Below are 24,301 nucleotides of genomic sequence, written 5' to 3'. Positions count from 1 at the left end.
TGGCTCGGCTCCGTGGTGGGGCGGGCACCCTCGGAGCATGCCCGCCAACGTGAGCAAGGACCCCCTCGACGATCTCAGCAGCCTGGTCGGCCAGGAGATGTCGCTGGACGAGCGGCGCCAGGCCCTGGAGCGCGGCCTGCGCTGGCGCTCCGTGCGCATGCTGTTGGGTGCCTCGGCCCTGATCGGTGGCCTGGTCACCCTGCTGCTGGCCGGCACCATCCGCCCGAGCGAGCCCCTAGGTGGCGCGCTGCCGCCCCTGCTGGCAGCCCTGGTCTGCGCGGTCGGCACGGCCTTCTACCTGCGCCTGCCGCGTGAACGGGCCAAGCCCGGCGTCATGCTGCTGATGAGCCTGGTGATGATGATGGGCCTGGCCCTGGCCTGGTCCCGCGGGGCCGGCCTAGGCTCGCCGGGCCTGGGCGTGCTGGCCCTCATGGTGGCCTTGGGCACGGCCGTGACGGGCCTGACGGCGGGGTTGTGGCTCTTTGGCGTGGGCGCCGTGTGCCTGCTGGTGATGGCCTGGCTAGAGGCCCACCAGATGCTGCCGCAGGCGTCCCTGGGTTCCAGCGTCTCTGCCCAACTGGTGACGCAGCTGGTGCTGCTGAGCACCGGCCTGGTCGTGGGCATGGGCACGCTGCGCCTGGTGCACCGCTCCATGCGCGAGGCCAGCGAGCGCAACGCTCGCTTCCGCCATCTGCTGTCCATGGCGGCGGACTGGTACTGGGAGATGGACCGCGATTTTCGCTTCACCCACATGGCCGAGAACATCCCTGGCCAATCGGGCCTGGACCTCAACAACCGCCTGGGCAAGACGCCCTGGGAAGTCGATCAGGCCCATGGCCTGGGGGACGAGGACATGGACGCCCACCGCGCCGACCTCGAGGCCCACCGCCCCTTTCGCGGCATGGTGGCGCGCCGCCGCGGCGAGGACGGCCTGCTGCGCTACGTCTCGGTCAGCGGCGAGCCGCGCTTCGATGCGGCGGGCAACTTCCGCGGCTACTGGGGCGTGGGTCGTGACGTCACCGACGAGGTGCAGGCCGAGCAGGCCATCGTGGCCACCGAGGCCCGCTACCGCGAGCTCTTCCGCCGCTCGCCTTCGCCCCTGGTGCTGCACCGCTGGGGTCGCGTGCTGGACGCCAACCCCGCCGCCATGGCCATGTTCGGCTACACCCAGCGCTCCAGCATGATCGGGCAGGACCTCTTCGCCCACTACGAGAGCGGCGAGGACGAGCGCGCGCGCGAGCGCGCCGCCAAGATCGAGTCCATGCCCGTGGGCGCCATCCTGCCCGTGGCGGAATTCAAGCTGCGCACGTTGTCGCGCCGGCGCCGGCTGGTGCAGGTCACCAGCGTGCGGGTCGATGCCGCCAGCGGTCCCGCGACGCTCTCCTTCTTCATCGACCAGACCGAAGCCTCGCGCGCCCAGGAGGCGCTGCGCCGCTCAGAGGGCCTGCTGTCCCACCTGGTGGCCACCAGCCCGGACGTGATCACGCTCACCGAGATCGCCACCGGCCGCTACGCCATGGTCAACAAGACCTTCGAGGAGCTCTCCGGCTACAAGGCCGAGGAGGTGCTGGGCCGCACGGCGGACGAGCTGGGCGTCTGGCACAACCCCGAGGACCGCCAGCGTCTGGTCGAAGGCGTGAAGCAGCACGGCCGCGTGAACGACATGCCGGCGGCCTTCAAGGGCAAGAACGGCGAGCTGATCTCCATGGTGATGTCCGCCGCGCCCTTCAACATGGAAGGGCAGTCCTACCTGGTGATCAATGCGCGGGATGTGTCGGAGTCGGAGCGCACGCGCCTCATCCACGCGGCCATCTTGGAGAACGCCTCTATCGGCATCACGCTCACCCGGGACCAGTGCTTCGTGCAGGTCAACCGCGCCGTGGAGGAGATGTTCGGCTGGCCCGATGGCAGCCTGATCGGCCAGTCCGGCCGCGTGGTCTGGCCCAGCGACGAGGAGTACCGCGACGCCGGCCGCGAGCTGGGCGCGCGACTGGCCGCGGGCGAGCAGGTCGAGACCGAGCGCCGCATGGCCCGCAAGGACGGCAGCACCTTTCTGTGCCGCATCCTGGCCCGCGCCGTGGACCCCGACCACCCCAGCCGCGGCGGCACGATCTGGATCCTGGAGGATGTCACCGAGAAGCGTCGTGTCGAGGCCGCCCTGGCCCAGGCCAAGGACGAGGCGCAGGCCGCCAGCCGCGCCAAGAGCGCCTTCCTGGCCAACACCAGCCACGAGATCCGCACGCCGCTCAACGGCGTCGTGGGCCTCGCCCGGCTGCTGCAGCAGCCGGACCTGGACGACGAGACCCGCCGCCACTATCTGGACCAGATGCTGGACAGCGCCGAGAGCCTCTCCGGCCTGATTGCCGACATCCTGGACCTCTCCAAGATCGAGGCCGGCCGCCTGACGCTGGAGTCGCAGCCCTTCGCCTTGCGCGACATGCTCTCCACCATGCGCATGGCCTACCTGACCCTGGCCCAGGCTCGTGGCCTGGCGTTCCGCATCGATGTCGATGAGGACGTGCCCGGCTGGGTGGTGGGCGACCCGGTGCGCACCCGCCAGATTCTTTCCAACTACCTCACCAATGCGCTGAAGTTCACCGAGAGCGGCTCGGTCTCGGTGCGCGTGACCCGCATCAGCGACGAGCGCCTGCGCATCGAGGTCACCGACACCGGCCCCGGCATCACGCCCGAGGTGCAGGCCCGCCTCTTCCAGCCCTTCACGCAGGCGGACGAGTCCACCACACGGCGCTATGGGGGCACAGGTCTGGGCCTGTCGATCTGCCGGGAGCTGGCCCACCTGATGGGGGGCGAGGTGGGCGTGCAGTCCGAGACCGGGCGCGGCTCCACCTTCTGGGCCGAGCTGCCCCTGGTGGCCGCTGCCAGCAGCCTCTCGTCCCAGCCCCGCGAGGCCCGCGACAACGCCGACCTCGACGGCCTGCGCGTGCTGATGGTCGAGGACAATCCGGTCAACATGATGATTGCCGTGGCCCTGCTGGAGCAGTGGGGCCTGGAGGTCTCGCAGGCCAGCGACGGGCATCAGGCCATCGAGGCCATCCACGCTTCGGCCAGCATGGGCAAGCCCTTCGACGTGGTGCTGATGGACGTGCAGATGCCGGTGATGAGCGGCCATGAGGCCACCCGCGAGATCCGGCGACGCTTCCCCGCAGAGCAGCTGCCCATCGTGGCGCTGACCGCCGCGGCCCTGGTCTCCGAGCGCGACGAGGCCCTGGAGGCCGGCATGAATGAGTTCCTCACCAAGCCCATCGACGCCAACCGCCTGCGCCAGGTCCTGGTCAAGCTGATCGGGCACAAGCCCAACGACAGGCAGCGGCGCTGAGGCCGTCGCAGAGCGCTGCCACAATCCGGGCGCGGCGGCCCCGGCATTGCGGGCTGCCGATGTCCCGCGTCCCCTGTTTGCCGACCTCATGCTGAAGTCCCTGTTCATCGGCCTTTGCGGCTTGTCGATGGCCGTCCAGTGCGCGGCCCAGATCCCTGCTGTGGCCCCTGCCTCGTCAGCCCTTCCTGCCGGCGGCGCCAGCGCCGCCGCGCCCCCGTGGATCCACGTCGAGGCCCAGGCGACACTGCGCGTGCAGGTCCGCCTGCTGCCTATGGGCTTCAGCCAGGGGCGGGACACGCCCGTCTACACCGGCTACCGGCCCCAGCTGCGCTTCCCGGACCATCCCGCGGGCTCGACCTGCGCGCTGAACATCCCACCCGGCGTCGGCGGTGAGCTCAAGCCTGGTGAAAGCGCCGAGGCCACCGTCCGCTGCCTGGATGCCCTCCAGCTGCGCGACGACCGTCGGCAGTTCCAGATGTTCCAGGGCGGGCGGCTGGTGGGGGAGGGGCAGGTCTTGCCCTGACCCTCGGCGCAGGCTCAGGCACCCCGTCTTGCACCTCGTGTCCGGGGTCCGGGCCGAGGCTCCGTCAGTCGGGGCCTCGGCTTCTTTGTGCCCGCTCGGGGCCGGCGTGCGCGCCGGTGCGACCTGTCAGCAGGTACATCGTCTCCAGGTTGCGGCGCTCCAGCCGGTACTCGGACAACAGGGGCAGCAGGCCCTGCCAGGGCGCATGCAGGGCCTCGAAACAGCACAGCGAATGCCAGGCGGCGCCCCACACGAAGGCGTTGCCCAGCCATTGCCAGGCCGGCGCCCAGACCAGGCCGGCGGCCACCACCCGGGCGCCGGGCTTCAGCGCATCCTGCAGCCGCTGCAGCGCTTGCGGGCATTGCTGCAGGTCATGCGTGAAGAAGAGCAGGGCGGCGTCAGCCTTGCCGTCACCCTTCCCGTTGTGCTTCCCGGACCCTCTCTCAGGCCAGTCGGCCTCCGCGGGTGCCTCGATGAGGCACAGGCGCGGGTCCTTGCCGCAGCGCTGCCGGGCCTGTTCCAGCATGGCCTTGCAGGGCTCAAGGCCGATCACCTGCCCAGTTGGGCCCACGGCCTGAAGCAGCAGGGGCAGGCTCAGGCCGGTGCCGCAGCCCAGGTCCAGCACCGTCTCCCCCGGCTCCAGACCCAGCTGGGCGATGGCCTCGCGGCGCAGGCCCGTCAGGGCCGCAAGCTCCAGGTCATAGACCGGCGCGCGGCGGGCATAGAGCGCCTGCGAGTGCTGGTGGCGCAGCTGATGGACCTGATGTGACCTGTCGCTGGGCGGCGGCGGAGAAGGCATGGCAGGACTCCGGCAATGGAGGGGCAGCTTCGGCCCGGACGCTCGCCCCGTCAAGCGATGCCTGATGTTCCTGTGCGCCTATGCGACGCGGCCGCACAGCCGGTCTTGAGCTGGCGCAAGAGCCGTGCCTTTCAGCGCAAGCTCAGGCTACCCGCCTTCCACCCCGCATCCGCCCAGCGCTGGAAGGGGCCCAGCTGCTGGGCGTCGCCGCTGCGGCGCAACACCTGCAGGCTCTGCAGGTCCAGCAGCTCGAAGCTGCGCGGGGTGTAGCGGCCCTCGGCGCGGGCCTCGCGCACCATCAGCAGCTGCTGGCCGCCGGGCACCCAGCCGGCGAACTCGGCATAGCCCAGGCCGGGGTTGGCGGCCACCGGGGGCAGCACGTCCAGGCGCCAGCCCTGCGCCGTCTGGCGCAGCACCCACAGCTCGCGCCAGGACTCCGTGGGCTGCACCGCCAGCGTCGCGGCCGTGCCCTCGCGGTTGACGTTGAAGGAGGCCGTCTGGATCAGGCCGAAGCTGCAGTGGCGCAGCAGCGCCTCCTTGGCCTGTGCGGACTGCAGCACCAGGCATTGGTCGCCCTCGGTGCCGGGCAGCAGGCGCAGCTGCAGCGAGTCCTTGCCCCGGCTCCAGCTCATCGTGCCGGACCCCGCGGGCAGGGCCTGCCAGCGCACGGCATTGGCGCGCATGGCGGCGTCGTTGGCCAGGGGCTGGTCGTCGTCGGCCAGTTCGCCGGGCTGCAGGCGGGCCAGGGCCTGCAGGGCACGGGCGCCGGCGGCCTGCGACTGGCTTGCGGCGTTGGCGTCGGTCTGGCGGGCCTGCGCATAGGCCAGGCTGCTCCACACGCTGGCCTGTCGCAGGGCCACGCGGTTGCGCCACAGGGGTGCCAGGCCATTGGCGGGCACGCGCTCCAGGATGTCGGCGCGCCACTGTTCGCGCTGCAGCTTCTGCGAGGGCGTGGCGGCGGGGTTCTGGCACTCCGGGCGGGTCAGCGCCAGGGCGGCGCGCGCCTGCTGCTCTGGCGTGCTCGCGGGCAGGGCCAGCACGCGGCGGAAGACTTCGCCCTCGTAGCAGAGCTGCAGGCTGCCGGCTTCGCGCTCGAAGCTCTGGAACTTCAGGCCGTAGCGCGCGGCCACGTCCAGCTGGGCGGCCAGCTGGGTGTCGGCCGAGGTCGTGGGCGCGTCCAGCTTCGCTGTGCTGCTGCGCGAGGCGCGCTCGGCCAGGCGCTCGGCCAGGCTGCCCAGCGCGTCCAGCGCCTCGATGCCGCCGGGGCCGGCCATCTGCTCAGCGCTGGCCTGCTGCACATAGGCCGCGGCCAGGCCCAGGCCCAGGGACTCGGCGCCCGGCTGCAGGCGCACCAGGCGCAGGGCGGCCAGCAAGGCGGCGGGCTCGGCGGCCGGGCCTTCGATGGGCAAGACCTGACCCTTGCGGACGAAGCCGCCGCGCTCGCGGCGGTAGTCGTAGACCTGGTAGAAGTCCAGGCGCTCGCCGCGGATCTCCACCGCCTCGCCCCGCCACAGGGCGGCCTGCGAGGGGGCGGCGTCGCGGGCGGCGGTGCGCAGCGCGGCCTGGTCCTGGAGGATCAGGGCCGTCGCGGCCTGGCTGGCAGCCGGCTGCAGCAGGGCGGCGCCGATGGCCAGGGCGGCGGTGCTCAGGATGGGGCGCATGGTTGAAGTCCTTGCTGTGGAAGTCACGGGGTCAGTTGTTGCCTTCTGTCTGTTCTTCCTGCGCCTCGCGCGCCTTGGCCACGGTCTCCGTCTTGCCGCCCAGCAGGGTCTTGCCAATGAAGCCGCCATCGGCCGGGGGCGGGGCGATGATGACCTGCACCTTGTCCGAGAGCTTGTCGGCCATGGCCTTCTGGATCAGCAACGGGTGCCGGCTCAGCAGGGCGCCCTCGGCCGACATCTGCTCCAGGCTCACCTTGCCCAGGCGGCCCTGGCGGTAGGCCTCGGCGTCGGCCAGCTTCTCGCGGGCGCGGGCCTCGCCCTCGGCCTCGATGCCGCGGGCCTGCGCCGCACCCTCGGCCATGCGCACGCGGGCCACGCGCTCGGCCTCGGCCTCCAGCTGGCGCTGCTCGACCTGGCGCTGCTTGAAGGGCAGCACATGCTTCATGGCTTCCTCCTGAGCCTTGGCGGCGATGACCTGCTCGCGCGCGGCGGCCTCGGCGGCGGTCTCGCGGCGGATCTTGTCGGCGGCGGCCTCCAGCTCGGTCTGCTTGACCTTCTTCTCCTGCTGCTCCAGCGTGTAGCGCATCTTCTCGGTGGCCAGGCCCTCGGCCAGCAGCTTCTCCAGGCCTTCGCGGTACTCGTGCGGCAGGTCCACATTGCCGATCTGCACGCTGTGCAGCACGATGCCGTCGGCCAGCAGCTTCTTGCGCAGCTCGGTCTCCAGGGCCTGCTGGATCTCGGCGCGCTGGGTCGAGAAGATCTCGCGCACCGTGTGGCTGGCGATCTGGCGGTAGATCACGCCCTGCAGGATGGGGTCGATCAGCTCGCGCTCGATGTTGTCCGGCAGGCTGCGGGCCAGCTGGGGCAGGCGGGTCTGGTCCACGCCCCAGCGCAGGGTCAGCGTGAGTCCCAGCGACAGGCCCTCCACCGACTGCAGCGGCGCCGGGCCGTCGGCGCGGGCGAAGGCGCCGGGCTGGTAGCTGCGGTCCTGCTGGGGCAGGGTGCGGATCTCGTGCAGGCCGGGGAGTCGAAAGAGGCTGCCATCGCGGGCCTGGGTGACGCCGCCGGTGAGGGCGTTGGTGCGCAGGGCGACCTCACCGCGGGGCACGGCATAGAAGGGCGGATGCAGGGCCAGGGCGGCCACCGACACCACGCTCACGCCCAGGGCCAGCAGCAGCGGGGCATGGCGGCGCAGCTGGGCGCCCAGGGAGGGTCTGGCGGCCTCGTGGGCGGCGGCGGCTTCGTAGTCCTCGACCAGACGGCTGTGCAGGATGTCGTCGTCGGCCTGGCCTTGCTCGGGGGTGTGCTCGTTCATATGCGGCTTCTCTCTTGGTTCGGGGCGGACCCCGTGTGTGGATCGATGGCCGCAGTGTTTGTCGGGGGCCGCGGAGGGCGCCAGGGCGGCGCCGGGCCACTGTCGTCACAGCCCGGAAGAAAGCTTCACAGGGGCCTGCGCGCGGGCTGCCGATAATCGGGCGCATGAACAAAGTCGCCGTCATCGAGGACGACCGCCCCACCAGCGAGCAGCTGGCTGGCTGGATACGCGCCGCCCGCCCCGAGCTGCAGGTGGACCAGTGGTTCGACCGCGACAGCGCCGAGGCCGCGCTGGGGCGTGAGGCCTATGCCATGGTGGTGCTGGACATCGAGCTGGGCCGCGAGCGCCATGCCGGCGTGGCCCTCATCAACGCGATCAACAAGCTGCACCAGGGCACGCCGGTGCTGGTGGTCTCGGCCATGCCCGCGGCCATCTACCGCGGCATCATGAAGGCGCTGGATGCGTGGGACTACCTGCAGAAGACCAGCTTCGACGAGGCCGAGTTCACCGAGACTTTCCTGGACATCCTGCGTGCCGCCCGCGCCCGCACGCCCAGCCCCGTGCCGGATACCGCGACGGCCCTGCAGCTGGATCCGCTGTGGCAGCGCAGCCCGCTGTGGAAGGGCCAGCGCATCAACCTGCCGCTGACCGCCCAGCGCATCCTCGCCACCTTGCACCAGCGCGCGCCCGAGGTGGTGAGCTACGAGGAGCTGTTCGACGTGGTCAAGAGCGGCCGCACGCGGGACAACGTGCGCAAGCATGTCTCCACCCTGCGCGAGGCCCTGCGCGAGGTGGACGCCGACTTCGACGCCATCGAGAACGTCCCAATGCGCGGCTTCCGCTGGGCCGGGCCGCGATGAGATCGGGCGGCGCATGAAGCTCGGTCCCGTCGAGCTGCCGGCTTTGCCGGTGCCGCGCCTGGGTCTGGCGGCCTTCCGCCGCCGCCTGGTGGTGCACCTGGCCTTCGTGCTGCTGGTGGCGGCCACCCTGGGCCTGGCCCTGACCGTGCTGCAGGACCAGAAGCAGCGCAGCTACCAGCGCTACGAACAGGGCTTCCGGCAGTCCCTGGCCGAGATCACTCTGCAGCTGCGCCATCCGGCCGGCCAACTGGCCCTGCTCAACCCGGGCATGGAGCCGGGCAATGGGCAAGACCTGGCCCCGGTGCTGCTGCCCTTCTCGGCCATCGATTTCGACGACCAGTACAAGGCCCTGCGCGCCGTGGAGATGGCAGGCTGCGGTCTGCGCTGGCCGCAAGGCGCCAGCCTCTGCGCCGCCGTGGGCAGCAATGCCTACGCGGGCGGCTTCGTCTACCTGGTCGGGAGTCTGGACGCCGGGCCGCTGCAGCCGCGCAGCATCGGCCAACTGGCGCTGGGCGGCGTGCACCGCCTGCGTGTGAGCCTGGACTACCGCGGCCAGCGCAGCGTCTGGACCGCGCCCTATGAGACCGCTCGGCCTGAGGAGGGCCCCGCCCAGCAGCGTGGGCGGCTCACCGGCTTCCTGGCCGAGGGGGACCAACTGGAGCGCCAGTCCCGCCCGCAGCGCGAGTTCCGCGGCTGGCTGTGGCGCGAGGGGCCCTGCGTGAAGACGGGAGATGCCGAGGCGGACTGCGCGCGGCACACGGTCTTCTCGGTCCGCCTGCCGGTGGAGGCCTTCAAGACCGCTCTGTTCGAACGCGGCGCCCAGGCCTGGCCGCCGCGGGACCTGGACCGGCTGCGCCTGCGCGTGCAGCTGCTGGGCCCGGCAGGCGAGGACGGCGCCGCACGAACGCTGTTCGACAGCAGCCGCCCGGGCGCCACGGTGGGCGTGTCCCTGGACCGCCTGGGCGCGGGCCTGCAGGCCGGCGAGACCCTGCGGATCGAGCGTCTGGGCGAGCAGCCGCTGGTGATTGCCGAGCGCCGCGGCGCCGAGATCGGCGATGCGCCCCTGCCCTGGCTGAGCCGCCTGATCCGCCGCCTGCCTGTGGATGTGCCCGTGGGCGACGCGCGCCTGCGCCTGCAGGCCCGGGAGGAGGTCGTCACCGCCACCGGCCGCTACCGCCTGACCCTGCAGGGTGACCTGCGCAGCCTGGACCGCCAACTGGCCCGCGAGGCGCGCAGCCTGCTGTGGCTGGTGGGCGCCATGCTGGCGGCCATCGCCTTCGCCTGGCTGCTGGTGGAGCTGGGCCTGATCCGCCGCATCACGGTGCTGACGCGGCGCGCGGCGGCCGTGTCCTACAACATGCAGGACCCGCGGGCCGAGCAGCGCATCGGCGAGCTGGACGTGGCGGACCTCAAGGGGCGCGACGAGCTGGGCATCCTGGCCGGCACCCTGCAGGCCCTGCTGGAGCGTGTGAAGGACGGCCTGCGCCGCGAGCAGCTCCGGGCGGAACGCGAGCGGGAGATGTGGCATGCGGTGGGCCACGAGATCATGTCGCCCCTGCAGTCCCTCATGGTGCTGCATGGTGCTGCGGATGACCCCAGCCATCGCTATGTGCAGCGCATGCAGCAGGCGGTGCGGGTGCTCTACGGCACAGCCTCGCCCTCCGAGGCCCTGGAGGCCGCCGACCTGCAGCTGGAGACCCTGGACCTGGCCCAGTTCTGCCGCGATGTGGTGGCCAATGCGCCGCATGCGGGCATCGAGGGCGTGCAGATGCAGGGCGACGAGGGCACGCCGCTGCCCGTGCGCGGCGAGGCCTATGCGCTGGAGGACGTGGTCACCCATGTGCTGCGCAATGCCCAGCGCTACCGCCGGCCCGGCACGCCCATCACCCTGACACTGGCCGAAGAGGACGGCATCGCCCTGCTGGGCATTCACAACAGCGGGCCTGGCATCCCGGAGGACATGCTGGCCCGCATCTTCGAGTACGGCGTCTCCGATCAGCCGCCCGATGCCGGCCCGGAGCGCCGCGGGCAGGGCCTCTTCGTAGCACGAAGCTACCTGGCCAAGATGGACGCGCAAATTGAGGCCCGCAACGAGGACGGGGGCGTGCGCTTCTGGCTGCGTCTGCGCCGCGTCTGAGCCCAGCCCGGCAGGGGCGGTTCATTCGGGGGACTTGCGGCCAGGCCCCCGCCGCGCACAATGCGGGCATGAGCGACGCCGTCCCCCACCGATCCCACGCCCTGGCCCTGCTGCCCGACAAGGGCGTGCCCAATCTGCTGTTCCTGCTCTTCCACGGGGCCGGGGCGGATGCCACCCAGATGCGGCCCCTGGCCCAGGCCCTGCGCGGCCAGTACCCGCAGGCGGCCGTGCTGGCCCTCAGCGGCCCCGAGGCCTATGACCTGATTCCCGGCGGCGGCAGCGGCCTGCAGTGGTATTCCCTGGACGGTGCCAATGACGAGAACCACGCCCGCCGCGTGGCCGACGCCCTGCCTGACTTCATCGCCCTGGTCCGGGCCTGGACCGAGCATTTCGAGTTGCCCTGGCAACAGGTGGCCCTGGGCGGCTTCTCGCAGGGGGCCGTGCTGGCCCTTGAAGCCGTACAGGCCGAGCTGGAGCTGGCCGGCCGCGTGATGGCCTTCGGCGGCGCCTATGCCACCCTGCCCGAGCATGCGCCGCGGGAGGTCACCGTGCATCTGCTGCATGGCCAGCAGGACGGCGTGCTGCCCTACCAGGACCAGATCCAGGCCGCCAAGCGCCTGGTCGCCCTGGGCGCGGACGTCACCGCCGATGTGCTGCCCGACATCGGCCATGAGCTGCACCCCGAGCTGATCGCGCGCGCGCTGCACCAGCTGAGCACCTTCGTGCCGGCTCGCATCTGGCGGGCCGCCATGCAGGCAGCCGAGGAACAGGGGCTCAAGGCCCCGCTGCAGTGAACATGGGCGGCAGGCTGTGCCGGATCGCGGGCCTGCCGGCTGTGCGGTTTGCCGCGGTCTGCCTGCTGGCGCTGGGGCCAGGTCTTGCTCCTGCCACCGGCACCGAGCCAGCCTCGCAGCCCACGGTGGAGCTGCTCTACCAGGACCGCCCGCCCTACTACATGCCCCAGCCCGGCCGGCAGCCGCCGCAAGGGCTGGTGATCGAGCCCCTTCGGCGTGCCCTGGAGCGCACGGGCCTGCCCCACCGCTGGGCGCTGACGCCGGCGGCGCGCCAGCTGCTGATGGTCGAAAACGGCGAGCATCTGGTCTGCGGCGTGGGCTGGTTCCGCAACCCGGCCCGCGAGGCCAGGGGCCAGTTCAGCGCGCCGCTCTACCGCGGCCAGCACGTGGCCATGATCGCCCGCCGTGACGCCCCGCTGCACGAGGGCATGAGCCTGCGCGAGGCCCTGGACTCGCCGGCCCGGATGCTGGTCAAGCAGGGCTATTCCTACGGTGCCGAACTGGACGCCCTGATCGCCGAGCGCCCTGGCCGTGTCACCCAGGGCAGCGGCGAGGTCGGCCAGCTGCTGCGCATGCTGCAGGCCGGCCATGCCGACTGGATGCCGGCCGCGCCCGAGGAGGTGCAGGCCCAGCTCCTCCGCGACGCCAGCCGCGAGAAGACCCTGCAGCTGCTGCACTTCAGCGACCCGCCCGTCATCGTGCCCCGGCACCTGTACTGCAACAAGGCGGTGCCGGCGGCCTGGCTGGAGCGGCTGGGGACGGCGCTGCGCTAGCTAGCGCAAGCCGCCCAGCAGCTGGTTGACCGCCTGCTGGATCTGGGCCCAGCGTGCGCGGGAGACCCAGGCAAAGCTGGGCGATCCGTTGGGATCCACCGGGCTGCGATTGAAGACCTTCTGTTCGGGGAAGTCCCGCAGGTCGTCGATGCACAGGTTGAGCGCATGGCACTGATAGGCCAGCTGGGCCTCCTCCACGCAGGTGCCCAGTCGCGTGCAGGACCAGATGGCCACCACGCGGGACAGCGCGAACTGGTCGCGCAGGCGACTGACGCTGGCCAGGTCGAAGAGCGGCCCCATGCCTTCGAGGTCGGCCGCCTCTGGCTTCAGGGGCGGCAGCAGACCGCGGGCTTCGAGCAGTTCCAGGGTGATGTGGCCGGGCAGCAGCTCCGCCGCGAATTCGGCGGAGCCGGTGGACAGCACGTAGTCCATCACCCCGGCGTGGTCCTGGCGCTGCTGGGCCTCGTAGGCGCGCCGCTCGGGGGAGTCGGCAGCCCAGGACTGCGCCACATAGGCCAGCTGCCGGCGGTCGCCCCGGGCCTGGCACAGGTCCTCCAGCGCCTTGATCGTGCGCTTCATCGCCTCCGATGCCGAGGGCGCCGCGTGCGCGACCAGGGCCTGGCTCACGCCCTTGTCCAGGCAGCGCTGCAGCTGGATCCGGGCCGCGAAGTAGTCCTGGGGGGATTTGCTCAGGGCGGCGCGGTGCACCAGCATGGCTGGCGTTTGATGCCGGAGACCAAGAACGGCCGAGGACCAAGCAGAAGTCGCAATCTGCTCTGCACTTGTGCTTGAGAGCTCCTTTTTGGCAGCAGACGGCGCCGCAGATGGCGATACCGACGCCCCAGTCACCTGCAAGGGTGCATCGGTTGAACTTTCGGTTGCAGGCGATTCTGATTGAGACCTTGTCAGAAACATGAGTGCCACGCCAAGGGCCACGATCAACAAGGCAACTCTGAAAGCGTGTTTTGCGACGATTGTCATGAGTCCGTAGGTCTCAATTCAATTGATAGGGCAACGAGACTCGCCGTTGCCTCGTTTCAACGTATTGGGCACCACGATCGGGTTGTGCGGGGCATCTACCATGAGTGCCCATTTGTATTGTTCAGTGCCGCCGTCCGAAAAAGTGATGGTGACGGTATAGCCCCCGTTAGGGCGGTAGGCCCATTTGTGAATCAAGCCGACGAGGCCAACCTCGGACGTGGCGAATTTTCCGCTCAAGTACGAAGCCATACCTGACGCTTGCATTGCAGCTCTCGCTGCAACTTGACGATCGTCGGTGCCAGCGTGGCTGGTCGTGGTCTGAAGGGTCTGCTATTGCTCATCGGTGGCCAGAGAGCTCTTCGCTGCTGAACAAGCGTCCGCCTGGTTATCGCTGACGGTTTTCTCGATGATCTTTTCCTTTAGCCAGACCGGTGAGGCTTCCACCACCTCGTCTGGAGAACGCATGTACTGCCTGCATTCCTCTCCATAGCAGATTGACGTGTCGCGAGTCGATTTACCGTAGATCACCACTTTCTCGACGGATTCGAGGGGAGTCCAGCCGCCCCGGAATATGTGTCCGAGGAGCGCTCGCAGTAGCCATTTTCAGACGTATTGCAGGAGCCGCTATCGTTCATCATTAAGGCAGCAGTCTTGCCGGAGTTTGGCGCGCCGCTTGGTTTCAGCAGCTTGATCCGAGTAGTCCGCGTATATGGAATGTTGGGGAATACGTCATTCGCTGTTTGTGCGGCGGCGGTCATGCATCCCAAGCCGAAAAGAATGGCGGCAACCAATTTCATGTGAAAGAAATCACACGCTATGTGCCAGCGAGCGGGAAGTGATGAATGGAATCCTGTCACTTCTAACAGGCTTTGTGCGATTTTCGAACATTTGGCGGAGTCTTGCCGGTCTTCAATCCAGCGTCACCTCCGCCCTCACCACCCCCGCCCGCTCCGTGCGGGCCGAGAGCGAGAGCCGCGTGCCATGCGGGGCGCGGACGATCCATTCGGCGACGGCGCGGTCGCCGGTGATCTCCTCGGTGGGCAGGAAGCTCAGCTGCGAAGCCTGCGGTGCGTGGCCGGCCAGGTGCGGGCCCTCCATGCGCTCCTTGCCGGTGACGAGGCTGGCGCTGCCGTCGGTGGGCAGCTGGATCTCGAAGATCACGCCGCGCACCACCTGGCGCTCCTTGGCGCGGGCGGTGACGGCGGCGCTGAGGTAGCCGCTGTTGGCCACGGCCAGGCGCACGCGCCAGCTGTCGGCACCCAGGGCGCGGACCTCGGTGCGCAGCAGCTCCAGGCGCGGCAGGGAGAGGCCGATCTGCGTCAGCCAGGCGGGGAAGCGCGCGGCCTCACGCTCGCGCAGGGCGGGCGGCGGGTTGCGCCAGTAGTTCATCTTGTCCCAGCCGCCGATCTCCACGGCACCCAGCTGCGGGTGCGGGAAGGGCGTCCAGTCGACATGGGCCTGGCCGGCGCAGTGCTCGTCGCTCCACTTGAGCAGCTTGAGCTCGTCCTCCACCGGGTGCTCGCGGAACCAGTCGATCCACTTGTAGCCCGTGACGCCAGCCTCCTGGTTGGGGTTCCACAGCTCCACCACCCAGAACAGCGCGCCCAGGTGCTCGTAGAGCCATTCCTGCGTGCCGCTGATGCTGTCCTTGGGGTGGTACTTGAAGTCGTGCCAGATGCTCACGGCGGGGTAGCCCGTGTGCTTCTCGCCCAGGGCCGAGAACTGCTTGATCAGCCAGAGGTCCTCGGGTGTCATGTCTTCGTCGGCGCAGCTGCCCATGGGGCGCAGGATCACGCCGCTGTAGGTGTGGAAGCTGATGGCAGCGCCGATGTTGGGATGCTTCACGATGAAGTCCACCATGGCGCGCACCTCGGGCTCGCTGGCGGGGTAGGGGCCGGCGCCGTCCTGCTCGTGCTCCTGGCGCCAGCCGCCGGGGAAGTTGCGGTTGAGGTCCAGGCCCTCGACGTCGCCGTTGACCTTGATCTGCAGGCCGTCGTAGTGCTGGATGAAGCCCTCGGGCATCAGGCGGTAGTACGCGCCGCCGAACTCGCCGGGCTCGCGGGCCACCATGAGGCGCGGGTCCTCGGGATGCTTCTTGTAGCCGCCGTGGGGGTCGGGTACGCGCATGGTGAGGATGCGGCCATCGCCGTCCACGTCCTCCATCGTGAGACCGTCCACCGGGTCCTCGTCATGCGGGTAGCGGCGCGTGGAGGAGCGAATGTGGCGCGGCCGGTCCGCCAGCGCCAGCTCGGCGCCGTCCGGGTTCAGCCGGGGCACGATGTAGACCACGCGGCTGTCCAGCAGCCGGGTGGCACGGCGACCCTCCTCGCTGTCCTGCCCGTGGTGGCTCAGCAGCTGGTGCAGGTAGTAGAGGCAGGTGGTGGAGGCGGTGAGCTCCGCGGCGTGGATGTTGCCGTCCAGCCAGAGGGCGGGCTTGTCGGTGTCGGGGCCGGTGGCCTCGTGGGTGAGGGCCAGCAGCCAGATCTCGCGCGCCTCGTGGCTGCGGCCGATGGAGCGCAGCGTGACCAGATGCGGGCATGCCGCGGCATAGGCCTGCAGCAGTTCGGTAAGGGGCTGGTAGCGAAGGAACTGACTGAAGTCCGGGGTCGGGAGGGCGGCGGCCATGGCGTGCGTCTTGTGGAGGCAGGGGGGGCCATGCTACGGGGGGGGCAGGCGCTTACGGCTGGGGGCGAACCCGTGCCAGCACCCAGGGCGTCAGGCGCCGCGCGGCCCCTTCATCGTGGCGTCACTGTCCCTTGAACAGGCCCTGGAACTGGCGCGACACCGGCAGCTTCTCTTCTCGGCCCTTGAGCGTCAGCTGCATGGTGTTTTCGTCGATGCGCACGGCGCTTGCGATGCAGCGGCTGTTGACCAGCACCGAGCGGTGCACCTGCCAGAAGAGTTCGGCGTCCAGCGAGGCCAGCAGTTCCTTCAGCGGCGTGCGGATCAGGGCCTCGCCGCCGGTGTAGACGACGCGGGTGTAGCGGTTGTCGCTCTCGAAATAGACCACGTCCTGCGGATCGATCATCTTGACCTCGCGCCCCAGGGAGGCCTGGATCAGGCGGGCCTTGGGCGTGGCCGCAGCCATGGGCAGGAGCTGCTTGAGCAGGGCCTGGAGGTCGGGGGCGGGCTGCTGCAGCCGGGCCTTCAGCCGCTCGATGGCCTGCGACAGGCGGGCGTCCTCCACGGGCTTCATCACGTAATCGACCGCACCGGTGTCGAAGGCGGCCAGGGCGTGGTCGCCATAGGCCGTCACGAAGACCACATGGGGCGGGCGGGCGGTGGCGCCCATGCGGCGAGCCACCTCGATGCCAGTGAGGCCGGGCATGTTGATGTCCAGGAAGCAGATCTGGGGCTCGTGCGCCAGGAAGTCGTCCCAAGCATCGACGCCATGGCGGCTGGCGGCCACGATGTCGAGTTCGGGCCAGAGGCGTTGCAGGGCGGCGCGCAGCTGCTCGCGCGGCCCTTCCTCGTCGTCGGCGATGAGGGTGCGGATGGGGGTGGTCATGGGGTCCTCTCTCCTTGCTGTTGTGTTTGTTCAGGCGGCCTGGATACGCACCTCGGCCGCGCAGCCGCCTCCGTCCAGGGGCCGCAGTTCCAGACTGGCCCGTTCGCCAAAGGCCTGGCGCAGGCGCTGCAAGGTGTTGCGCAGGCCCAGACCGCCGTGGCCGGCCGCGGTGGGCGAGGACTGGCTGAAGTCCAGCCCGGGCACGGGCCCGTGGCCGTCGTCCAGCACCTGCAGAAACAGCCCGCTCTGGGCGTCGCAGCTGGCCTGGATGGTGATCTCCCCGCCTTGCAGGCGTGGCTGCACGCCGTGCTCGATGGCATTCTCGACCAGGGTCAGCAGCACGCCGGGCGGCAGCTGGGCGCCGGCCGCATCGGGGTGGATGTCCAGGCGAAAACGCAGGCGTTCGCCCAGCCTCGCCTGCATCACCTCGAGATAGCGGCGTGCGGCCTCCGCCTCCTCGGCCACGCTCAGCAGCGGGCGTTCAAAGAGCGGCAGCGTGGCGCGCAGATAGCCGGTCAGCGAGGCCAGCAACGGCGCGGCGCGGTCGTCCTTGACCTGCACCCAGTGCTGCAGCGCGGCCAGGGAGTTGAAGAGGAAGTGCGGCTGGATCTGAGCGGTGGCCAGTCGGCGGGCCAGCTCCAGGGCCTCGGTTTGGCGCTCCTGCTCGCGCAGCCATTGGGCGCAGTACTCGTTGCGCCAGCAGGCCAGGACCCACAGGGCCAGGGCGCCCAGGGCCATGCCCAGCACCAGCATCAGGAGCAGGGACCGGGCCAGCGCCTTGTCCAGGTGAATGCTGGCCTGCCAGGTCAGGAGGCCCAGGACCGTGGCGATCCAAACCAGGGCGTAGACGCTGGAGATCAGGTACAGCCGCTTCATGGTGGGGCGGCGCCAGAGCTGCTGCAGCATGGACAGCTGCATCACCCCGATCCCATGGTTGGCCAGGAAGACCGCAAGCAGGCCTTGCCAGGGCGTCCCCGGGAAGAAACGGTTCACGGCCCAGAGCTGGAACAGCCCGGAGCAGATGATGTTGATCCAGATCGCTGCCGTCACGCTGGCAGACATGGGCGGCAGCGCCTGCAGCTGCTGCCACTGCGCCGGGGTGAAGCGGTGCCGCGGCCCCAGCATCAGTGCGACCCGCCAGTCCACCTCGCGCCAGAAGCCCAGGATGCGCTCGCGCAGGGTGAGCGCGCTCATGCCTGCCCCTCCAGCTGCAGACACACGCGGGTGCCCGGACCGTCCTCGCGCGGGCTGAGCCTCAGGGCGGCGCGCTCACCGAAGAAGCCCTGCAGCCGGGCGCGGCTGTTGCCCAGTCCCAGGCCTTCCTGCCAGTCTTCGGCCAGGCCCACGCCGCTGTCCTCGATCAGCAGCTGCCAGCCGCCCGAAGGCAGCGCCTGCAGCTGCAGATGCAGCTCGGCGCCGTTGAGGGTGGGCGCGATGCCGTGCTCCAGCGCGTTCTCGACCAGGCTCAGCACGATGCCCGGGGGCAGGCTGGCGGCGGCCGCGGCGGCAGGGGCGATGTCCAGCCGGTAGCTCAGTCGCTCGCCCCAGCGGGCCTGCATGACGCCCAGGTAGGCCTGCACCAGCTGAAGCTCCTCGGCCAGGCTGACCTCGGGCCGCAGCATCAGCTCGGCCGAGCCGCGCAGAAAGCTGCTCAGCTGGCGCAGCAGGGGGCTGGCGCGCTGGTCGCCGGTATCCACCCAGTGCTGGACGGCGGCCAGCGTGTTGAAGATGAAATGCGGCTGGATCTGGGCCTGCAGCAGGCGCAGCCGTGCCTCGCTGGCTTCGCGCCGGGCCTGTTCCTGGTCCGCGCGGCTCTTCGCCAGTGTCAGCTCGCGGGCCATCTGCTCGCGGCGCTGGCTGGCTGTCAGGATCACCACCAGCAGCAGGGCGAAGGCCATCATCAGGGGCAGGGGCATGCCGATCTTGGCGGCGGCGATGGCGCCTTCCAGTTGCGCCGGCCAGGGCAGTCCGTGGTCCACGGGCGCGCGGCGCAGGCCTTGCGTCATGCCGATGGCGCCGGCCACCAGCCCCGTCAGCGTGCTGAGAATGAGCGCTGGACGGCCCGAAAACCACAGCGGTCGCAGCCAGGACAGGCCCATGAGGCCGAGGAAGCCACCGCTGAACCCCAGCCAGGCCAGCAGGCCCAGCAGCAGGGCGCCGCTGTCCTTGTAGATGCCGGCGAACAGGCCCATGCCGCCGAACAGCGCCCCGGTCACGGCGCCCAGGAATTGCGAGTTGCGACAGACGCCGTTTTCGTTGCGCAGGACATGGCCCAGCGCTTGCGCGGCATCGTGGCGCAGCGCGGCATGCCAGGAAAGGGAGGTGGAGGGAGTCGCCATGCTGCGAGTATCCCTGCCGCGTGGCGGATGGATCATGGGCTTGCGGCGAACGGCAGGCAGCTCCGGCGGATGGCGGCCTGCAGCGGTCCGGCGGCGCTCAGCCCGCCAGTGCACCGCCGACGAAGACCTTGAGCTCGCCGGGTTGGAAGGCTACCCAGGGCTCGTCGCGGGTCAGGGGCTCGGTGGCGATGATGGCGGCACGGTCCAGGGGTGAGGCGTGGCGGGACAGGTCCACGCTGAGGTCTTCGTCCTGAAGGTGCACACGGCCGAAGGGGTGCTGGCGCAGCAGGTAGTGCAGCTTGGTCGAGCCGTGAGCCCAGAGGGCCTGCCCGTTGGAGAGCAGCATGTTGAAGGTGCCGTAGGCATTGAGCCGCGGCATCAGCTCGGCCAGGGTCAGGCAGAGCTCCTCGACACTGGGCACGCTGCAGTGCGCCTTGGCCAGTTCCTGCATCAGCCAGCAGAAGGCGCGCTCGCTGTCGGTGTCGCCCACGGGGCGGAAGGCGGCGTGAAGGGGCGGGTGGAAGTCCTTGAGGTTGCCGTTGTGGGCGAAGACCCAGTAGCGGCCCCACAGCTCGCGCACGAAGGGGTGGGTGTTCTCCAGCATGACCTGACCCTGCGTGGCCTTGCGGATGTGGGCGATGACGTTGTCGCTCTTGATGGGGTAATGCTTGATGAAGCCGGCCAGGGGTGAGACGCGCGCGCTGTGGTGGTCCACGAAATGGCGCAGGCCGCGGCCCTCGAAGAAGGCGATGCCGAAGCCGTCCTTGTGCTCCTCGGCCCGGGTGGCCAGGCCGGTGAAGCTGAACATCACGTCCGTCGGCACATTGCAGTTCATGCCCAGCAGCTGGCACATGGGAAGGGTCCTTGTCTACTCGAGGAACAGGCGCCTGATGCCCTTGAGGCTCAGCAGGGTGCCCGGATTGCTGGTCTCGTTGAGCACGCCGCTCATGCGCTGTCGCAGGCGCGGGCTCCGCCTGGCGCGCCAGATCAGCAGGTCGGCCAGCCAGGGCGCCGCGTTGATGCGATTGGCGCGCTCGTAGAGATCGTAGCGGGGCTTGAGTGCCTGCAGCACGGCTTCGTAGCGCTGGCGGGTGTCCGTGTCGTCCCGGCCCTGCAGCACGGCCTCGGCGGCGGCCATGCCCGTGGCCATGGCCTTGCCAATGCCTTCGCCGGTAAAGGAGTAGGTGCTGCCGGCGGCCTCGCCACTGACCAGCAGGCCCGGGCGCGTCCAGCGCGCGCCCTCCAGGGTGCAGCGCAGGGGCGCGCCCTTGAGCTCGCCCTCCAGATGGCCGTGGCGCATCAGTTCCGCCGCGGGCGGGTAGTGCTGGCAGAAGGCGTCGAAGAGGGCGCGCAGGTTGACGTCCTTCTTCTGCCCCTTGCCGGCCACGGCGCTGTGGCTGTCGGTCACGCCCACGCCGATGTTGAATCGGCCCTGTGGCGCAGGGAAGATCCAGCCATAGCCCGGCCGGACCTCGCGCGACCACACCACCTCCATGGCCTGGATACGGCCGACCATGGCCGGCGCGTGCACATAGCCGCGCAGGGCCACGCCACTGGGCGTGTGGCGCTCGCACATGCCGGCGGCGATCAGGGCCTTGGGCACGGCTCCGGTGGCCAGGATGACCCAGTCGGCCCGCAGCTCCAGGCGCTCGCCGCCCCGCTGCAGCACGGCGCCGCAGACGCGGCCCTGCGCGTCCTCCAGCACCTGTTCGAAGCGGGCCTGCTCGAAGCGGGCTCCGGCGGCCAGGGCGTGGCGGGCCAGCAGCTCGTCCAGGATCTGACGGGGCAGCACGGCCAGCTCGCCGGGCACATCGACGCGGCCGCCGCGCGGACCGACGCAGCCCACTTCGCGTACCGGCTCGGCGCGGGCCATCACCGCCTCCAGCAGCCCCAGCTTCTGCAGGGCCTGGTGGGCGTCGGGGATGAGGCCGTCGCCGCAGGTCTTGTCGCGGCCCAGCGGGTGCTGGTCGATCATCAGCACGCGACGGCCGGCCTGCGCGAGCAGCCGGGCTGCCGCGGCACCGGCTGGCCCGGCGCCCACCACGAGCACCTCGAAGGCGGTTTCCAGGGCCGCGGGAGCCGGCGCCGCGTGCGAGGGCGGGACGCCCGGGGATGGGGGAGGGAAGGAATGGCGTTCTGTCATGGCAAGGGCAGGGGTGGCGGCGCGATTCTAGAGAGCGCCAGCCCCTTCGCTGCCTCACGCGGCCCCTGAGGGCTGGCACCAGGCCCGACCCTTGTCTACGGCCCGCCGGGATGGCCTGGCCCGCGGCTGGGGGATTTGTTGGCGCGCTGCAACAAATTGTGTTTCCGCGCGTCCTGCGCCCCCTTGTGAGTGTCGCTTTGGGCCGGCATGTGCCGACAAGTCCAGGCAAATGTCCCATATCTGCTCACTTGTCGGGGCGATTGCCACAATCGATGGTGAAAACCCTAGGGGTCCCCCAAAGGTGGGTCGGAAAAAATTCACCGTCCCTCCGCGACCGCCTACCCGCGCCGTGAGAAGGTTCACTGGATGCGGGCCATCAGCCCGCATTTTTCATACATAGACTTCCGATTCCCGAGGAGAAGGAATGTTCAAGAAGACTGCCGTAGCCAAGGCCATGGTGCTGGGTTTTGGTCTGGGTGCCGCGCTTGGCGTGGCGCAAGCACAGGAACAACTGGAGCGCGTCGAGATCACCGGTTCGGCGATCAAGCGCACCAATGCCGAGGGCCCCTCTCCCGTTGAGGTCGTGACCCGCAAGCAGATCGAGCGTACTGGCGCCACCTCGGTGAACGAGCTGCTGCGCTCCATCCCCTCGATCGACATCTTCGACCAGGGCGAGCTGGCCTCCAACTCGCCGGCCGGTTCTGGCACCGCCAACGTTCGCCTGCGCGGCCTGTCCAGCAGCGAAACCCTGGTGCTGCTGAATGGCCGCCGCCTGCCCGTCAACGCCATCTACGACTCGTCGGGTGCTGGCGCTGCGTTCGACATCAACTCCCTGCCCATCGGCGCCATCGAGCGCGTTGAAATCCTGAAGGACGGCGGCTCCGCCATCTACGGTGCAGACGCCATCGGCGGCGTGGTGAACTTCATCACCAAGACCGACTACCAGGGCATCGAGGCCAACCTGAGCACCGGCCAGACCAGCCGCAGCGACGGCCGCGAGACCCGCTTCGGCGCGTCCGCCGGCTTCGGTGACCTGAACAAGGACCGCTTCAACATCCTGGTGGGCCTGGACTACCTGAAGCGCGACCCGCTCTACCGCAAGGACCGCGACATCTCCAGCTCGGTGGACTTCCGCCGCTTCGGTGGCAATGACGCCCGCAGTTCCTTCTCGCCCTACGGCAACGTCATCGACCCCAACACCGGTGCTCTGGTGGGCGTGCCCTACTCGGCCTGCCCGGCTGAAAGCCTGAACGGGACGGTCTGCCGCTACGACTTCAACAAGAGCATCCTGACCGCCTACAACGGTGCCGACCGTCTGAGCGCGATGGCCATTGCCTCGTACCAGATCAACCCGGACACCCGCGCCTTCGCGGAAGTGACCTACTCGACCTCCAAGGACCACTTCGAGGCCCACCCGGTGCCCGACTACTTCGTGGTGCCCATCACCAACGCGGCGCAGCGTCCCTACGAGATCCCGGCTGACTGGGGCCTGGGCACCGACAAGGTCTACATCGCCGGCCGCTTCATGCAAGGTGGCCCTCGCATCACCGACCGCAAGGCCGACTTCATCAACGCCGCCGCCGGCGTGGAAGGCAGCTTCGGCACCTACGACTGGAAGGTCAATGTGGCGCGCGGCGAGAGCAAGGTGGTCAACACTGACCACAACTACTACGACGCCACCAAGTGGGGCCCGGCCACCGAGAGCGGCAAGCTGAACCCGACGGTCAACACCAATGACCCGGCCTTCGTGGACAGCCTGAAGGTCAGCCCGGTGCGCACCGGCAAGTCGGTCCTGACCAGCTTCAACGCCCTGCTCAGCGGTGACGTCACCAAGCTGCCCGCCGGCATGATGAAGTTCGCCGTGGGCATGAACCTGAACCGTGAAACCCTGACCGACACCCCCGATGCGCTGACGCAGGCCGGCAAGGTGGTGGGCTCGATCAAGCAGGCCCCTGTGGATGCCGCCCGCACCTACAAGGCCGTGTTCGGCGAGCTGTCCATCCCGGTGCTGAAGAGCCTGGAAGCCCAGGCCGCCCTGCGCTACGACAAGTACCCCAACGCCAGCTCCAGCAGCCCCAAGATCGGCCTGAAGTGGACGGCTGCCCCGACCGTCGCCCTGCGTGGTTCCTACTCCGGCAGCTTCCGCGCTCCCGTGCTGAAGCAGCTGTTCGGTGCCCAGGAAGAAGGCGCGGTGACCATCACCGATCCGGATCAGTGCAAGATCCTGGGCGTGCCGCTGGATGCCCAGGGCAAGTGCCTGGTGTCGGCCTACCAGGTCAATGGTTCCAACCCCGACCTGCAGCCTGAGAAGGGCAAGACCTACAACGTCGGCGCCGTGTTCGAGCTGAGCAAGAACTTCAATGCCAGCGTGGACTGGTGGAAGATCAAAAAGACCAACGACATCAGCACCCCCACGCTGGCGTCGTCGATCGAAGCCGGCCGCTTCACCAAGGTGGGCCCGCGCTTCAACATCTTCACCAACCTGCAGAACTTCGCCCAGCGCGAGACTTCGGGCGTGGACGTGGATGCCCGCTGGCGCATCAACGGCACGTTCCTGGGCAACGTGTCGGTGCGTGAACTGCTGACCTACTACTCGACCAACAAGACCCGCGCCGGAGACGGCTCCGACTGGAGCGAGTACGTCGGCACCTACAACACCCCGCGCTTCCGCAACAGCGTCAACGTCTCGGTCGAGAACGGCCCCTGGACCTATGGCGTGACCTGGAAGACCGTGGGCGGCTTCTACGACACCGACAAGCCCTTCCCCATCAAGGCCGGCACCGGCTACGTGGGCACCTACGAAGAGGCTGATGCCCTGCTGCAGTACTCCGGCTTCAAGAACCTGGAGCTGAGCCTGGGCGTCAAGAACCTGTTCGACCGCATGCCGCCGCTGAGCCTGACCAATGCGTCCAGCAACAGCTACACCCAGATGGGCTTCGCCGAGCTCTACTCGAACCGCGGCCGCTACATCTACGTGAGCGGCAAGTACACCTTCCGTTGATCCCACGCGATTGACGTAAGGTCCCAAGGCGCCTTCATGGGCGCCTTTTTCATTCAGATCAGGGCCGCAGCCCCCCGCCCTGTTGGCAGGGGGGCGCGAGCCCGACATAGGAGGTTTCATGTCAGGAGAA

Annotated in this window: 19 protein-coding genes; 7 read left to right on the top strand and 12 right to left on the bottom strand. The window is 69.6% G+C overall.

All coding sequences use genetic code 11. The annotated features are described in order from the left end of the window. The first annotated feature begins 49 nt into the window (after nucleotides 1–49). Nucleotides 50–3,337 carry a PAS domain S-box protein gene (locus H5407_RS06115; RefSeq protein WP_183103548.1) on the top strand — a complete coding sequence of 1,096 codons (3,288 nt, stop codon included), beginning with the start codon at nucleotides 50–52 and terminating at the stop codon, nucleotides 3,335–3,337. 88 nt (nucleotides 3,338–3,425) lie between these two features. Next, a complete protein-coding gene (locus tag H5407_RS06110; RefSeq protein ID WP_183103547.1) occupies nucleotides 3,426–3,860 on the top strand; it encodes a hypothetical protein in 435 nt (144 codons plus the stop codon). A gap of 64 nt (nucleotides 3,861–3,924) precedes the next feature. On the opposite strand, the gene H5407_RS06105 is transcribed toward H5407_RS06110, so the two are convergent. The 3 genes from H5407_RS06105 to H5407_RS06095 form a co-directional block, all read right to left on the bottom strand. Then, nucleotides 3,925–4,659: a class I SAM-dependent methyltransferase gene (locus H5407_RS06105; RefSeq protein WP_183103546.1), complete on the bottom strand. Its 735-nt coding sequence runs from the start codon at nucleotides 4,657–4,659 to the stop codon at nucleotides 3,925–3,927. Nucleotides 4,660–4,790: 131 nt separating this feature from the next. Next, nucleotides 4,791–6,320, bottom strand: coding sequence for a hypothetical protein (locus H5407_RS06100; protein WP_255501094.1), 1,530 nt, complete (start codon nucleotides 6,318–6,320; stop codon nucleotides 4,791–4,793). Between the two features lie 31 nt (nucleotides 6,321–6,351). Beyond that, nucleotides 6,352–7,635, bottom strand: a complete 1,284-nt coding sequence (locus H5407_RS06095) for an SPFH domain-containing protein (protein WP_183103545.1) — start codon at nucleotides 7,633–7,635, stop codon at nucleotides 6,352–6,354. 164 nt (nucleotides 7,636–7,799) lie between these two features. Between H5407_RS06095 and H5407_RS06090 the strand changes: the two genes are divergently transcribed. The 4 genes from H5407_RS06090 to H5407_RS06075 all read left to right on the top strand — a co-directional run bounded on the left by H5407_RS06090 (nucleotide 7,800) and on the right by H5407_RS06075 (nucleotide 12,199). Beyond that, nucleotides 7,800–8,495, top strand: coding sequence for a response regulator transcription factor (locus tag H5407_RS06090; protein ID WP_183103544.1), 696 nt, complete (start codon nucleotides 7,800–7,802; stop codon nucleotides 8,493–8,495). 13 nt (nucleotides 8,496–8,508) lie between these two features. Then, on the top strand, nucleotides 8,509–10,632 hold the full coding sequence (locus H5407_RS06085; protein ID WP_183103543.1) for a HAMP domain-containing sensor histidine kinase: 2,124 nt from the start codon (nucleotides 8,509–8,511) through the stop codon (nucleotides 10,630–10,632). A gap of 68 nt (nucleotides 10,633–10,700) precedes the next feature. Further along, nucleotides 10,701–11,426 (top strand): esterase, encoded by a 726-nt coding sequence (ypfH, locus tag H5407_RS06080; protein ID WP_183103542.1) that lies wholly within the window; start codon nucleotides 10,701–10,703, stop codon nucleotides 11,424–11,426. A 2-nt stretch (nucleotides 11,427–11,428) separates the two neighbouring features. Beyond that, nucleotides 11,429–12,199, top strand: coding sequence for a transporter substrate-binding domain-containing protein (locus tag H5407_RS06075; RefSeq protein ID WP_183103541.1), 771 nt, complete (start codon nucleotides 11,429–11,431; stop codon nucleotides 12,197–12,199). Here the strand turns inward: H5407_RS06075 and H5407_RS06070 are convergent, their stop codons facing one another. The 9 genes from H5407_RS06070 to H5407_RS06030 form a co-directional block, all read right to left on the bottom strand. Continuing rightward, nucleotides 12,200–12,913, bottom strand: coding sequence for a hypothetical protein (locus H5407_RS06070; protein ID WP_183103540.1), 714 nt, complete (start codon nucleotides 12,911–12,913; stop codon nucleotides 12,200–12,202). A gap of 285 nt (nucleotides 12,914–13,198) precedes the next feature. Further along, nucleotides 13,199–13,429, bottom strand: a complete 231-nt coding sequence (locus H5407_RS06065; RefSeq protein ID WP_183103539.1) for a hypothetical protein — start codon at nucleotides 13,427–13,429, stop codon at nucleotides 13,199–13,201. 275 nt (nucleotides 13,430–13,704) lie between these two features. Then, nucleotides 13,705–13,977 (bottom strand): hypothetical protein, encoded by a 273-nt coding sequence (locus H5407_RS06060; protein WP_183103538.1) that lies wholly within the window; start codon nucleotides 13,975–13,977, stop codon nucleotides 13,705–13,707. A gap of 112 nt (nucleotides 13,978–14,089) precedes the next feature. Beyond that, nucleotides 14,090–15,805, bottom strand: coding sequence for a M14 family metallopeptidase (locus tag H5407_RS06055; protein ID WP_183103537.1), 1,716 nt, complete (start codon nucleotides 15,803–15,805; stop codon nucleotides 14,090–14,092). Nucleotides 15,806–15,926: 121 nt separating this feature from the next. After that, nucleotides 15,927–16,688, bottom strand: coding sequence for a LytTR family DNA-binding domain-containing protein (locus H5407_RS06050; RefSeq protein WP_183103536.1), 762 nt, complete (start codon nucleotides 16,686–16,688; stop codon nucleotides 15,927–15,929). A gap of 30 nt (nucleotides 16,689–16,718) precedes the next feature. Beyond that, a complete protein-coding gene (locus tag H5407_RS06045; RefSeq protein ID WP_183103535.1) occupies nucleotides 16,719–17,882 on the bottom strand; it encodes a sensor histidine kinase in 1,164 nt (387 codons plus the stop codon). After that, on the bottom strand, nucleotides 17,879–19,027 hold the full coding sequence (locus H5407_RS06040; RefSeq protein WP_183103534.1) for a sensor histidine kinase: 1,149 nt from the start codon (nucleotides 19,025–19,027) through the stop codon (nucleotides 17,879–17,881). Before H5407_RS06040 ends, H5407_RS06045 begins: the two co-directional genes overlap by 4 nt. Nucleotides 19,028–19,124: 97 nt before the next feature. Then, nucleotides 19,125–19,880 carry a class II glutamine amidotransferase gene (locus H5407_RS06035; RefSeq protein ID WP_183103533.1) on the bottom strand — a complete coding sequence of 252 codons (756 nt, stop codon included), beginning with the start codon at nucleotides 19,878–19,880 and terminating at the stop codon, nucleotides 19,125–19,127. Nucleotides 19,881–19,895: 15 nt separating this feature from the next. Continuing rightward, complete coding sequence (locus H5407_RS06030; RefSeq protein ID WP_183103532.1) at nucleotides 19,896–21,170, bottom strand: NAD(P)/FAD-dependent oxidoreductase; 1,275 nt, start codon at nucleotides 21,168–21,170, stop codon at nucleotides 19,896–19,898. 424 nt (nucleotides 21,171–21,594) lie between these two features. Here H5407_RS06030 and H5407_RS06025 point away from each other — a divergent pair, with 424 nt between their 5' ends. Continuing rightward, on the top strand, nucleotides 21,595–24,171 hold the full coding sequence (locus H5407_RS06025; protein WP_183103531.1) for a TonB-dependent siderophore receptor: 2,577 nt from the start codon (nucleotides 21,595–21,597) through the stop codon (nucleotides 24,169–24,171). The last annotated feature ends 130 nt before the right edge of the window (nucleotides 24,172–24,301 follow it).

This window comes from Mitsuaria sp. WAJ17 (assembly GCF_014174515.1).
GTDB lineage: Bacteria > Pseudomonadota > Gammaproteobacteria > Burkholderiales > Burkholderiaceae_C > Roseateles_B.
The sequence above is the reverse complement of the archived record's forward strand: the minus strand, read 5'-3'. Positions and strand labels throughout refer to the sequence as shown.